At 58.8% G+C, this 11877-nt stretch carries 14 protein-coding genes; 12 read left to right on the top strand and 2 right to left on the bottom strand.

Features of this window, described 5'->3' with window-relative positions:
• Window positions 1-101: 101 nt before the first annotated feature.
• Both purL and AB731_RS07645 read right to left on the bottom strand, forming a co-directional pair.
• Window positions 102-2366: a phosphoribosylformylglycinamidine synthase subunit PurL gene (gene purL / locus AB731_RS07650; RefSeq protein WP_047093610.1), complete on the bottom strand. Its 2265-nt coding sequence runs from the start codon at window positions 2364-2366 to the stop codon at window positions 102-104.
• A 59-nt stretch (window positions 2367-2425) separates the two neighbouring features.
• Entirely contained in the window at window positions 2426-2827 is a 402-nt protein-coding gene (locus tag AB731_RS07645) for a DUF2177 family protein (protein ID WP_047093611.1), read from the bottom strand.
• A gap of 63 nt (window positions 2828-2890) precedes the next feature.
• Here AB731_RS07645 and AB731_RS07640 point away from each other — a divergent pair, with 63 nt between their 5' ends.
• The 12 genes from AB731_RS07640 (at window position 2891) to AB731_RS07585 (ending at window position 11847) form a co-directional block, all read left to right on the top strand.
• Complete coding sequence (locus AB731_RS07640) at window positions 2891-3139, top strand: exodeoxyribonuclease VII small subunit (RefSeq protein ID WP_047093612.1); 249 nt, start codon at window positions 2891-2893, stop codon at window positions 3137-3139.
• Window positions 3140-3150: 11 nt separating this feature from the next.
• Window positions 3151-4062, top strand: a complete 912-nt coding sequence (locus AB731_RS07635; RefSeq protein ID WP_047093613.1) for a polyprenyl synthetase family protein — start codon at window positions 3151-3153, stop codon at window positions 4060-4062.
• Window positions 4059-4427 carry a hypothetical protein gene (locus AB731_RS07630; protein WP_047093614.1) on the top strand — a complete coding sequence of 123 codons (369 nt, stop codon included), beginning with the start codon at window positions 4059-4061 and terminating at the stop codon, window positions 4425-4427. Before AB731_RS07635 ends, AB731_RS07630 begins: the two co-directional genes overlap by 4 nt.
• Window positions 4427-4939 carry a pantetheine-phosphate adenylyltransferase gene (gene coaD / locus AB731_RS07625; RefSeq protein WP_047093615.1) on the top strand — a complete coding sequence of 171 codons (513 nt, stop codon included), beginning with the start codon at window positions 4427-4429 and terminating at the stop codon, window positions 4937-4939. The genes AB731_RS07630 and coaD overlap by 1 nt, the downstream gene beginning before the upstream one ends.
• 112 nt (window positions 4940-5051) lie before the next feature.
• On the top strand, window positions 5052-5753 hold the full coding sequence (locus AB731_RS07620) for a peptidylprolyl isomerase (protein WP_047093616.1): 702 nt from the start codon (window positions 5052-5054) through the stop codon (window positions 5751-5753).
• A 24-nt stretch (window positions 5754-5777) separates the two neighbouring features.
• Entirely contained in the window at window positions 5778-6806 is a 1029-nt protein-coding gene (queA, locus tag AB731_RS07615) for a tRNA preQ1(34) S-adenosylmethionine ribosyltransferase-isomerase QueA (protein ID WP_047093617.1), read from the top strand.
• 43 nt (window positions 6807-6849) lie between these two features.
• Window positions 6850-7797, top strand: a complete 948-nt coding sequence (locus AB731_RS07610) for an ABC transporter ATP-binding protein (RefSeq protein WP_047093618.1) — start codon at window positions 6850-6852, stop codon at window positions 7795-7797.
• The gene (locus tag AB731_RS07605; protein WP_047093619.1) at window positions 7794-8567 is read left to right on the top strand and encodes an ABC transporter permease; all 774 of its coding nucleotides are present in this window, start codon (window positions 7794-7796) and stop codon (window positions 8565-8567) included. The genes AB731_RS07610 and AB731_RS07605 overlap by 4 nt, the downstream gene beginning before the upstream one ends.
• A 170-nt stretch (window positions 8568-8737) precedes the next feature.
• Window positions 8738-9292 (top strand): outer membrane beta-barrel protein, encoded by a 555-nt coding sequence (locus AB731_RS13660; RefSeq protein WP_162199470.1) that lies wholly within the window; start codon window positions 8738-8740, stop codon window positions 9290-9292.
• A 104-nt stretch (window positions 9293-9396) separates the two neighbouring features.
• The gene (locus AB731_RS07595) at window positions 9397-10401 is read left to right on the top strand and encodes a DUF481 domain-containing protein (protein ID WP_047310205.1); all 1005 of its coding nucleotides are present in this window, start codon (window positions 9397-9399) and stop codon (window positions 10399-10401) included.
• Window positions 10391-11533 carry a tRNA guanosine(34) transglycosylase Tgt gene (gene tgt, locus AB731_RS07590; RefSeq protein WP_047093621.1) on the top strand — a complete coding sequence of 381 codons (1143 nt, stop codon included), beginning with the start codon at window positions 10391-10393 and terminating at the stop codon, window positions 11531-11533. Before AB731_RS07595 ends, tgt begins: the two co-directional genes overlap by 11 nt.
• The gene (locus AB731_RS07585; RefSeq protein WP_047093931.1) at window positions 11533-11847 is read left to right on the top strand and encodes a chorismate mutase; all 315 of its coding nucleotides are present in this window, start codon (window positions 11533-11535) and stop codon (window positions 11845-11847) included. Before tgt ends, AB731_RS07585 begins: the two co-directional genes overlap by 1 nt.
• Window positions 11848-11877: the final 30 nt, after the last annotated feature.

Genomic DNA, 11877 nt, shown 5'->3' with positions numbered 1-11877 from the left:
TGCGCTCCATGTCAGGTTGCGCTGGACATTGCCTTTTTGCTGTCAGCACCCCGGTACTTCAGTCCTTTGGCTCTTCAGCCCTCTGGTCCTTCAGGCCAGCGTCAACTCTCCATCCACTCACTGAAGAAGCGGCGGTGCGCGGCGCGCATATCATCCACGCTGGCACCCAGCACGCTGTCGCCGCCAGTGGTGCCGATACGCGTGAAGCCGACTGCTGCCGTCTCGTCATTCTCGGTTCCCTTGGCGAGCGCGCGGTTAAGCGCGTCCGTATCGGGTACGGTGACGACATAACGACCTTGATCTTCGCCAAACCACCACTGCGCTGCAGAATAGTCTGCGTGGCCTGCATCAAGCTGTGCACCGATGCCGCTCGCCATCGCCATTTCCGCCAAAGCTACCGCCAGGCCGCCGTCGGAAATGTCATGCACCGCGCTTACCAGCCCGTCTGCGATAAGTTCGCGGATGATGCGGCCCGCGGCCTTTTCCAGCGTGAGATCAACTGGCGGTGCGCGGCCTTCGTCGCGTCCGTGAATTTCACTCAGCCAGAGCGATTTGCCAAGATGTGACCGTTCCGGATCGGGCGTGGCCCATGTTTCCGGCGCGATCAGATAGATCGTCTCGCCCGCAGCCTTGAACGGCATGGTCATCATGTAATCATAATCGTCGATGATGCCGACGCCGCCGATGGCGGGCGTCGGCAGGATTGCAGAGCCGCCGCCGGTCGCCTTGCTTTCATTATACAGCGAGACGTTGCCGCTCACGATCGGGAAATCCAGCACACGGCACGCTTTGCCCATCCCGTCCAGCGCGTGGACAAGCTGCGCCATGATTTCGGGCCGCTGCGGATTGGCGAAGTTCAGGCAATTCGTGACCGCGAGCGGGCGTGCGCCCACCGCGCACAGATTGCGGTATGCCTCGGCAATGGCCTGCTTGCCGCCTTCATAGGGGTCCGCATAGACATAGCGCGGCGTGCAATCGGTGCTGATCGCCAGCGCCTTCTTGGTGCCGTGAACGCGCACAACACCGGCATCGCCGCCGGTTTGCAACGTGTCCGCGCCGACCTGGCTATCATATTGCTCGGCAATCCAGCTGCGGGAGCAAAGGTTGGGGCTGGCCAGCAACTTGATCAGGTCCGCACCGACGTCTGCGCTGTCAGGACGGTCCGTCATCGGGGAAATGCCGGCCCACGTAGCGTAATCTTCGCGGCTCAAATAAGGGCGGTCATATTCCGGCGCATCTGCGGCGAGGGGACCAAGCGGGATATCGCATACGACTTCGCCATCGAATTCCAGCACCATATGCTGCGTATCGGTGACTTCGCCGATGATCGCGAAATCCAGTTCCCACTTTTCGAAGATGGCCTGCGCCATGGCTTCCTTGCCCGGCTTCAGCACCATGAGCATCCGCTCCTGGCTTTCGCTCAGCATCATTTCGTACGGCGTCATGCCCTCTTCGCGGCAGGGTACCTTGTTCATGTCCAGCCGGATGCCGGCCTTGCCGTTTGTGGCCATTTCCACACTGGAGGAGGTGAGGCCAGCCGCGCCCATATCCTGAATGGCGACGATGGCATCGGTTGCCATCAGTTCCAGGCAGGCTTCGATCAGCAGCTTTTCTGTAAAAGGATCGCCAACCTGCACCGTGGGGCGCTTGGCCTCTGCGTCTTCCTCGAAATCCGCGCTTGCCATGGTGGCGCCGTGGATGCCGTCACGTCCGGTTTTGGAGCCGACATAGACGATCGGATTGCCCACGCCTGTCGCGGCGGAATAGAAAATCTTGTCCTGATCGGCGACCCCAACGGTCATCGCGTTGACGAGAATGTTGCCGTCGTAGGCAGGATGGAAATTGGTCTCTCCGCACACGGTCGGCACGCCCACGCAATTGCCGTAACCGCCGATTCCAGCGACCACACCCTGCACCAGATGCTTCATCTTCGGATGATCGGGACGACCGAACCGCAGCGCATTGGCGTTTGCAACGGGACGCGCGCCCATCGTGAACACGTCGCGCAAAATGCCGCCAACGCCTGTCGCCGCGCCCTGATAAGGCTCGATGTAACTGGGGTGGTTGTGGCTCTCCATCTTGAAGATCGCGGCCTGAGGTTTTCCATCAGGTCCGGCACCGATATCAATGATGCCCGCGTTCTCACCCGGACCGCAAATCACCCATGGTGCCTCTGTCGGCAGTTTCTTCAGGTGCAGGCGGGAGGATTTGTAAGAACAATGCTCCGACCACATAACCGAGAAAATGCCGAGCTCGACCAGATTCGGCTCTCGCCCAAGTCCTTTGAGGACGCGGGCGTATTCTTCTTCGGAAAGGCCGTGCTGGGCGACGACTTCAGGAGTGATTTCTGACGTTTTCGTGGACATGGCCAGCGCTTTAGCGAGCGCGCCGCAAACTCGCTAGCCCTTCGCGCGCGGATTTCCCCCTATCCGGTGAACTTTAACGTCACCCATGCCGCGACTGCGGAAGCCGTTCCGGTCGCGAAAGTACCCCAGGCAATATCTGCAATACTGATTTGCGTAGACCACACCTTCATCACGGCCTGGCTGGTCAAGTCGAAGGTGGCGTAGCAAACAAAGCCCAGAATCGCACCATTCAGCGCAGCGGTTAGCACTTGCCCGCTTTCAATCCCCGGCTTGATCCCGAAATACACCATCCCGCCAATATAGATGAAGTAGAACGCCAGAGCGGGCCCCATGCGGAAGCTGTCGGCCAGTATCTCCCCGATTATCGGTCGATACAGGTTCGGTCCGGCCCACCGCAGCCAAAAGGAATCGAGCACGCCAAACGCGATGGCGGCGGCGACGTAGGCAATAATCCACTTCATCGGGCTCTCCTGATAGATGGCGCAGCTTGACCCTGCGCCGGTCCAGCGTCAATGGTCCCAAAGATGGTAGAAGACAGCCCTGACATTTCCGAAATGAGCTTCGAGGACGCGCTGCGCGCGCTTGAAGATGTGGTCCGCAAGCTGGAAAGCGGCGAAGCCAAGCTCGACGAGTCGATTGATCTGTACGAACGCGGTGAACAACTGCGGCAGAAGTGTCAGGCGAGGCTTGATGCGGCGCAGGAGCGGATCGAGAAGATCGTAAGCGGGCCGGATGGCAAGCCATCGGGCACAGCGCCTTTCGATGCGGCCTAGGGCGGCCTGGAATGGGACTGAAGATGGCAGATGATGTGCTCGGGCGCGGGCTCCAGCAAATCCAGCGGGAAATTGACGACACTTTTGACGGATTGCTTCCGCTGCCGGACGACAACAGCATCCAGCTGGTCGAAGCGATGCGCTATGCAGCCATCGGCGGCGGCAAACGGGTACGTCCGCTGCTGCTGGCCACGGTCGCCGAAATGTACGGCGCCAGCCGCGCTGCTGCTGTTTTCGCGGGCTGCGCGATTGAGGCGATCCATGTCTATTCACTGATCCACGATGATCTGCCGTGCATGGACGATGACGACATGCGCCACGGCAAACCGACGCTGCATAAGCAGTATGACGAGGCCATTGCCGTCCTCGCAGGCGATTCGCTGCATGCTCTGGCGTTTGAAATTCTAGGCGGAATGCAGGTCAGCACCGATCCCTATGTCCGTGCCGAACTGGTCCACGCTCTCGCCAGCGCCAGTGGCCACAAGGGCATGGCTGGCGGGCAGGTGATGGATATCGCAGCGGAGAACGCCAGAGGCGAGTTGGATCTTCACACGATCACAAAGCTGCAACAGCTGAAAACCGGCGCACTGCTATGTGCAGCGGTGGAAATGGGCGCGATTTTGGGCAAGGTCCCGGAGGAGGGCCGCGCTCACCTGCGCGCCTACGCCCGCGATATCGGCCTCGCGTTCCAGATTGCAGACGATCTGCTGGACGAAGAAGGTGATGAGGAACTGGCCGGCAAGGCGCTGCGCAAGGATGCCGATGCGGGCAAGGCGACCTTCGTTTCCCTGATGGGCATCGAAGATGCGCGGCAGCAGGCGAAAGCGCTGAGTGAGCAAGCCATTGGCCACCTCTCCAGCCACGGCAAGGAGGCAGACCTGTTGCGGGCCCTGGCGAAGTTTATCGTTGAGAGAGACAGATGATGAAAAAGCTGCTTTTTCTGCTGGGTTTTTCGATCCTTGCCTCTGGCTGCAACCAAGCCGACGCCTTCGTGGAACGTCAGGTTGACCGACTCATCACGCGATTTGATGCGACCGATTGCGAGGATGCACGCTTCGAACGGTTTGGGCGGCTGCCTGATGAAGAGGGAGAGGGTGTCATCAATGCATTTGGCATCAGCGAAGCGTGCGCCGAGGATATCCGCGTTGGCCTTGCGGAAGGCGGTTTCAAGGAAACTGGACCATTGACATATCTCCTGACCCTTCCGTCCGGCAGTCGTGAAACGGTGCTGATAAGACCAGGCGATGTAATGGATGATTTGAAAGTCGAATGGAGAGTATTTGATTGATGACCGAACGCATCGGCCTTTACCCTGGTACATTCGACCCATGCACCTTGGGCCATGCGGATATTATCCGGCGCGGCGCGAAGCTGGTTGACCGGCTGATCATTGGCATCACCACCAATCCTTCCAAGAACCCCATGTTTACTCCGGAAGAACGGATGGACATGATGAAAGGCGAAATTTCGCGTCTCGGATTGAAGAACGTCGAGATCCGCGGCTTCGATGCACTGCTGATGAAGTTTGCCGAGCATCAGGGTGCCAGCGTAATTATTCGCGGCCTGCGTGCTGTCGCTGATTTCGAATACGAATATCAAATGGCCGGCATGAACCAGCAGATCAATGACGAGATCGAAACCGTCTTCCTCATGGCTGATACCGCCTTGCAGCCCATCGCTTCCAAGCTGGTGAAGGAAATCGCCATCTACGGCGGCGACATCGCGCCGTTTGTCAGCCCGCAGGTAAAGATACTGGTCGATGCGCGTGTCGAGGCGATTGGCCGCAAGGGCGATTGTTAGACGCGATTGCCGAAGCCGGACTTATGTTCACCCGCCGGAGTTATGTTCATTGAACTGTCAGATGCTTCGCCGTAGGACACCATCAACCCAGCAATTACTCCCGGACGATAACATGTTTCGCCAATTCGCGCTGACGGCCATCGCTGCCGCTCTTACAATCTCTGCTCCCGCAGCCGCTCAGGACACGGCGCTTTCGCCTGCTCTGGAAACCGTGGAGGCGACCAACGCGGAAGCCGCCCGCCTGCCGCTTGCGGTCAGCTTCGATATGGCGGAAGATCCGGAAAATATCCTGCTGCTCGACCTTTCCACCGGAGAACGCGTGGCGATCCGGCTTATGCCCGCATGGGCGCCGAACCATGTCGAACGGATCAAGACCCTGACCCGCGAGGGGTTTTACGCCGGCGTGCCGTTTCACCGCGTGATTGACGGGTTCATGGCACAAACCGGCGACCCGACCGGAACGGGTCAGGGCGGATCGACGCTTCCCGATCTGGAGGAAGAGTTCAATTTCCTGCCGCATGTTCGCGGCACGGTTTCCATGGCGCGCGCCGATTCTGACGACAGCGCGAACAGCCAGTTCTTCATCGTATTTTATCCGCGCTTCGCACTGGATCGCCGTTACACCAATTTTGGCCGGGTGATTTCCAACATGCCTGCCGTTGATGCCATTACGCGCGGAGAGCCACCCACCAATCCGACCCGCGTCTTGCAAGCTTCCATCGCTGCCGATGGCATTCCGCAGGCACTGCCGCAGGCGCGGCGTCCGGATGAGACAATTACGCTGGACATGCTGAACGACGCGCTGCCCGAATAATTGCGTCTGTTTTGGTGATCACCGATGCGCGTTGATCTCTTCGATTTTGAATTGCCGCAGGCGCTGATTGCCTTGCGCCCGGTGGCTCCGCGCGATTCTGCGCGGATGTTGCTGGCAAGGGGCAGTGCGCCGTTGGCCGATCGTATCGTGCGCGATCTGCCGGACATGCTTGAGCCCGGCGATGTGCTTGTGTTCAACGATACGCGTGTCATTCCGGCCCAGCTGGAAGGCGAGCGCGGGGAAGCCCGCATTGGCGCAACCTTGCACAAAAGGATCGATTTGCGCCGCTGGCAGGCATTCATCCGTAATGCGAAACGTCTTCGCGAAGGGGACCTTGTAGAATTTGGCGCAAACGTGACCGCAATTGCGGAAGCCCGCCACAAGGATGGTTCTTTCACTTTGGCGTTTGAAGGTGATGAGCCAGTCGAAGTCCTGCTGGAGCGGGCAGGGCGCATGCCGCTGCCGCCTTACATCGCCGGAAAGCGTCCTACGGATGAACGTGACCAGTCCGATTACCAAACCATGTTTGCGCAAAAAGACGGCGCCGTAGCTGCCCCTACGGCGGCGCTCCATTTCACGCCCGAACTTATTTCGGCTCTGGACGCGCGCGGGATCAAACGCGAAACGCTCACCTTGCATGTTGGTGCGGGGACCTTTCTGCCGGTCAAGGCGAAGGACACCGATGACCATGCGATGCATTCGGAATGGGGTCAGATCGACGGCGAAACGGCGGCCCGGTTGAACGCGGCGCGTGCGGCTGGCGGGCGATTGATCGCGGTCGGTACAACCAGTCTGCGCCTGCTGGAAAGCGCAGCGGATGACAGCGGACTGGTCCAGCCTTTTTCCGCCGACACCGATATTTTCATCACGCCGGGCTATCGCTTTCGCGTCGTGGACGGGCTGATGACGAACTTCCATCTGCCCAAATCCACGCTGATGATGTTGGTCAGTGCGCTGATGGGGATGGAGCGGATGAAAGAGGTTTACGCGCACGCTATTGCGAATGAATACCGCTTTTACAGCTACGGAGATTCCAGCCTGCTGCTGCCGTAGCGCGCTGCTTGCCAAGCGCCTCAAACCGCGCCACGTCAGGCGCATGGATAACATTCTCGAAATTCGCGGGCTCCAAAAAACCTACAAGGGCGGCGTGAAAGCGCTGGACCAAGTGGATCTTTCCATCCGCCGCGGTGAAATTTTCGCGCTGCTTGGCCCAAATGGCGCAGGCAAAACGACTTTAATCGGGGCTGTTTGCGGACTGGTGCGGCCCACTGGCGGCGCGATCGAGGTTTTTGGAGAGGACATCAGTCGCCACTGGAAAGCTGCGCGCCGCCGGATTGGACTGGTGCCGCAGGAACTCAGCTTCGATATGTTCGACAAGGTCATCCGGCAGGTGCGTTACTCGCGCGGCATGTTCGGCTGCCCTCCTGATGAGGCACGCATCGAGGAAGTGCTGAAAAGCCTGAGCCTGTGGGACAAGCGCAATGTGCAAATCCGCGAACTTTCGGGCGGGATGAAGCGGCGCGTCATGATCGCGAAAGCTTTGTCTCACGACCCCGAATTGCTGTTTCTTGATGAACCCACTGCCGGCGTCGATGTAGAATTGCGCCGTGACATGTGGCGCCAGATTGATGCACTGCGGGCGAAAGGCGTGACGATCATTCTCACCACGCATTACATCGAGGAGGCCGAGGAAATGGCCGATCGTGTGGGCGTGATCAACAAGGGCAGGATCCTGTTGGTGGACGATAAGGATGCAATGATGGCCAAACTGGGCCGAACAGAAGCCCATTTTACCTTGGCAACACCGCTGGACCGTGTGCCAGGATCACTTTCCGCCTATCCGCTACATCTTGAGCAGGAGGGCACTTGCCTCGTCTATCGCGGCGGTGATGGGACGGGGAAGGGCAAGCGGGAAGTGGCAGATCTTGCGCAGGATCTTGTCCGTAACAACATCCAGTTTACTGGCCTCGACACGCGTGAAAGCACGTTGGAGGATATCTTCGTCGACCTTGTGGAAGACAAGCAAGCGGAGGCGGCAGTATGACGGGCCGCCTCAATCTGCGCGGCGCGCTCGCGATTTTCCGGAATGAACTGATGCGTATGTTCCGCACCATATTCGGCTCCATCCTGTCGCCTGTCATCACGACCTCGCTGTATCTCGTGGTGTTTGGTGCTGCCATCGGCGACCGGATGGAATTACCCGATGGTGCAAGCTACGGGGCGTTCATCATCCCCGGCCTTCTGATGCTGACGCTGCTTTCGGAAAGCACCAGCAATGCCAGCTTCGGCATTTATATGCCCAAATTCACCGGAGCCATTTACGAGCTTCTTTCCGCGCCTGTCGGGGTTGTCGAAACGCTGATCGGATTTGTCGGCGCGGCGGCGGTGAAATCGCTGATCCTTGCGGGAATCATCCTTGGGACAGCAGCCCTGATCATCGATTATGAGATCGCGCATCCGTTCTACGCCTTCGGGTTCATCCTTCTGGTTGCTGCCAGCTTTTCCTTGCTGGGTTTCATCATCGGCCTTTGGGCGGACGGATTCGAGAAATTGCAGGTCGTGCCTTTGCTGATCCTGATGCCGCTGACTTTTCTTGGCGGAACATTTTATCCGATCAGCGTCCTGCCCGAACCGTGGCAGACGGTCGCGATGATCAATCCGGTGGTTTACCTTGTCAACGGGCTGCGCTGGACGTTCCTTGGTGCATCGGATTTTCCCATCATGGTATCGCTCGGATTTACGCTGGCTTTCCTGATGATTTGCGTGGCAGCCATCGCATGGATTTTCAAAACAGGCTGGCGCCTGCGCGAATAAGATCGCGAATAATGTTGCGCAAATGTAGCACATTCATGTCGTTCGTCCCATTGATATAGGCAGTTCGTCTATCCTGAATGCGCTATTCAGAAGCCCGCAAGGGTGCAGGAACCATTCGCTTCCATCCCGATTGTAACGGGACTTAAAACAACAATAGGATGTTTCACATCATGAAAAAGTTTGCTCTCGCGGCGACAGCATCGCTGGCCGCTCTCGCTCTCCCATCAATGGCTCATGCCCAGGAAGCCGAAGTTTTCGCCGGTATCTCCGGTGGCTATCACGACCTTGGCGTTGATGGCGAAATCGAAGATGATTTCCCAGGCGTCGGCATTGATGACGGCAGCCCGATCGTCGGTGTTTTCGCTGGCGTTGATGTACCTGTCGGTGAATCTTTCTTTGCCGGTGTTGAAGGCAATTACCACGTCGGCACAAGCGCGATTGATAGCGAATACGGCGCATCGCTCCGTATTGGTTTCCGTGATGCGGGCGGCGCGAAGTATTATCTGCGCGGCGGCTATCAGGAAGTGAATTTCGATTTCGCTGAAATCATCGACCTTGATGTTCCGGCAAACACCTACGATGGTCTTGACGACACATCAGGCGATTATCTTGTCGGTGCCGGCGTTGAATTCCCGCTGGGCGCAAACACGTTCCTGCGCGCCAACGTCGATACGATTGCGTTCGATTCCGCACGCGCCACGGCAGGCTTCGGCTTCCGCTTCTAAAGTGCAATTTGCATAACATGAGGGCTGGTTTCGCTGCTGCGGGACCGGCCCTTTTTGTGTTTCGGGACTGGCGATTGCGCGAATGAGGCGTTAGCAGACGCACCATGAGAAATGTGACGCTTTGTGCAGCTGCCATGCTGCTCTGGACGGCGCCCGCCGCCGCGCAGGACGAAGCTGTGGCTGAAGCTGCACCAGCAGCCGGACCTGAAGATTTGCAGGATGAAAGTCTGCCTGATGCTGCGCGTGCGATGATCGACGCAGCTATTGCCGGCGGTGATGCGGACGCTGTGGAGGCAGTTGTTGCCGCTGCCCGCACTGCATTTCCCGAAGGCAGCGGGCAGATAGACACAATCTGGCAAAGCTATAGGGCCGAGCAAGCTGAAGTTGCCGCAGTTCAGGCGGCCGCAGAAGTGGAAGCGATCCGTAATGCAGGCCTGTTCGACAATTGGAGCGGCCAAGGGCAGATCGGTGGTTTCCAGTCCTCTGGCAATAGCGACGAATTCGGCGTTACCGCTGCGCTGGAAGCAAAACGCGAAGGGATCGACTGGGAACACCGCCTGCGCTTGTCGGGCGATTTCCGCAGGACAGACGGCGTCACTTCACGAGAGCAGATCCTTGCACGATACGAACCGCGTTTCCAGATCAACGACCGGCTGTTTTCTTACGGGCTGATCCAGTTTGATCGCAATGTGCAGCAGGGCTTTTCCGCTCGCTATGCTGCGTCAGGTGGTCTTGGCTACCGCTTGGTTGATACCGACACGATGGACCTGTCGATCAAGGCTGGCCCGGCCTACCGCGTCACGGAATTTGTCGAAGGCGGCTCCAGCAGCCGCATCGCGGGCCTTCTGGGCGTGGATTTCGACTGGCGATTGACCGATTCAATCAAACTGACACAGGATGCCAATTCCACCGTCGAAACAGGCGGAGAGGCGCTCTTGATCGTCGATGGCTCGAACACCAGCCTCAATGCCGTCACCGGGATCGAAGCGACGTTAATCGGCAGCTTAAGAGCGAGAGCGTCATGGTCCATCGAATATGACAGCAACCCGCCTGCAGGCTCCGTCAGTACAGACACGATAACCCGGTTCACGTTGATCTATGGCTTCTGAGAAACCGCGCTTTGCCTTCACGCTGAAGGCGACCGATGGGCGTGCCCGCACTGGCCAGATTGCCATGCGGCGCGGCACCATACGGACGCCTGCCTTCATGCCTGTCGGAACGGCTGCAACGGTAAAGGCGATGAAACCCGAAGATGTGCGGGCCACCGGCGCCGACATCATTTTGGGCAATACCTACCATCTGATGCTGCGCCCTGGGGCAGAGCGGATGGCGCGGCTGGGCGGCCTTCACAAGTTCATGCGTTGGAACCGCCCGATCCTGACAGATAGCGGCGGCTATCAGGTGATGAGCCTTTGTGACCTGCGCAAGCTTACCGAGAAGGGCGTCGAGTTTCGCAGCCATATCGATGGCAGCAAACATATGCTGTCACCGGAACGCTCCATGGAAATCCAGCGACTGCTCGGAAGTGATATCGTGATGGCGTTCGATGAATGTCCGCGCGCCGACCGGCCCATGGCGGAAATCGAGGCCAGCATGGAACTTTCCATGCGCTGGGCGAAACGCAGCCGCGATGCCTTTGATGCAGGCGGGGAACATGCGGCGGGTGCAGCCCTGTTCGGTATCCAGCAAGGCTGTCTGGACGAGGGCCTTCGCAAGCGGTCGGCCGATGCCCTGCGAGAGATCGGCTTTGACGGTTATGCCGTCGGCGGTCTGGCTGTAGGTGAAGGGCAAGAAGCCATGTTCGGGGTGCTGGATTTCGCACCCGCCATGTTGCCCGAAGATGCGCCGCGTTATCTGATGGGCGTCGGAAAGCCCGATGACCTGGTCGGCGCGGTGGAGCGGGGGATCGACATGTTCGATTGCGTTCTCCCTACCCGGTCTGGTCGCAACGGGCAGGCGTTTACGTGGAATGGTCCGGTAAACCTGCGCAATGCGCGCCATGCAGAGGACACCGGACCGCTTGATCCGCGCTGCCCGTGCCCGACTTGTACGCAATATTCGCGCGCCTATCTCCATCACTTGCAAAAGAGCGGAGAGATACTTGGCGCCATGCTGACGACGGAACACAATCTGTCGTTCTACCAAAACTTGATGCAAGCGATGCGCACTGCCATTGCGGAGCAACGCTTTGCAGCCTTTGCCGCCGACTTCCGGCGTGACTATCTTGAAAGACGCGAATGATGCCTGAATTTTCGGCCAAGCTCCCCGATGATTGCACCACAATGATCGAAGTGCGCGAAGGCGTGGACGCCACCGATCGCGAGCTGGTCGATCTGCTGGAGCGCCGCTTTGGCTACATGCGCGCTGCCGCCCGGATCAAGCCAAGCCGGGACACGGTACGGGATGAAGCGCGCAAGGCATCGGTTATCGCAGCCGCTGTGGCTGAGGCGGAAAGCCGCGGCATTCCGGGAGATGTGATCGGCGATATTTGGGAGCGGCTGGTCGAAGGCTCTATCGCCTATGAACTTGCCGAATGGGATAACACGCGCGTCTGAAGCGCTTTCCCGCAGCACCAACGAAAAAGG

It is taken from the genome of Aurantiacibacter marinus (genome assembly GCF_001021555.1).
Lineage (GTDB): Bacteria > Pseudomonadota > Alphaproteobacteria > Sphingomonadales > Sphingomonadaceae > Alteraurantiacibacter > Alteraurantiacibacter marinus.
Note: the sequence above shows the minus strand (reverse complement) of the source record. Positions and strands in the feature narration are given on the sequence as shown.

Excerpts from the sequence above, each read along its gene's own strand:
- AB731_RS07610 (WP_047093618.1), top strand. The coding sequence starts at position 6,850 with ATGGATAACATTCTCGAAATTCGCGGGCTCCAAAAAACCTACAAGGGC.
- AB731_RS07620 (WP_047093616.1), top strand. The coding sequence starts at position 5,052 with ATGTTTCGCCAATTCGCGCTGACGGCCATCGCTGCCGCTCTTACAATC.
- purL (WP_047093610.1), bottom strand. The coding sequence starts at position 2,366 with ATGTCCACGAAAACGTCAGAAATCACTCCTGAAGTCGTCGCCCAGCAC.
- AB731_RS07585 (WP_047093931.1), top strand. The coding sequence starts at position 11,533 with ATGCCTGAATTTTCGGCCAAGCTCCCCGATGATTGCACCACAATGATC.
- AB731_RS07595 (WP_047310205.1), top strand. The coding sequence starts at position 9,397 with ATGAGAAATGTGACGCTTTGTGCAGCTGCCATGCTGCTCTGGACGGCG.
- AB731_RS07630 (WP_047093614.1), top strand. The coding sequence starts at position 4,059 with ATGATGAAAAAGCTGCTTTTTCTGCTGGGTTTTTCGATCCTTGCCTCT.
- queA (WP_047093617.1), top strand. The coding sequence starts at position 5,778 with ATGCGCGTTGATCTCTTCGATTTTGAATTGCCGCAGGCGCTGATTGCC.
- AB731_RS07605 (WP_047093619.1), top strand. The coding sequence starts at position 7,794 with ATGACGGGCCGCCTCAATCTGCGCGGCGCGCTCGCGATTTTCCGGAAT.
- AB731_RS07640 (WP_047093612.1), top strand. The coding sequence starts at position 2,891 with ATGGTAGAAGACAGCCCTGACATTTCCGAAATGAGCTTCGAGGACGCG.
- AB731_RS13660 (WP_162199470.1), top strand. The coding sequence starts at position 8,738 with ATGAAAAAGTTTGCTCTCGCGGCGACAGCATCGCTGGCCGCTCTCGCT.
- coaD (WP_047093615.1), top strand. The coding sequence starts at position 4,427 with ATGACCGAACGCATCGGCCTTTACCCTGGTACATTCGACCCATGCACC.
- tgt (WP_047093621.1), top strand. The coding sequence starts at position 10,391 with ATGGCTTCTGAGAAACCGCGCTTTGCCTTCACGCTGAAGGCGACCGAT.
- AB731_RS07645 (WP_047093611.1), bottom strand. The coding sequence starts at position 2,827 with ATGAAGTGGATTATTGCCTACGTCGCCGCCGCCATCGCGTTTGGCGTG.
- AB731_RS07635 (WP_047093613.1), top strand. The coding sequence starts at position 3,151 with ATGGGACTGAAGATGGCAGATGATGTGCTCGGGCGCGGGCTCCAGCAA.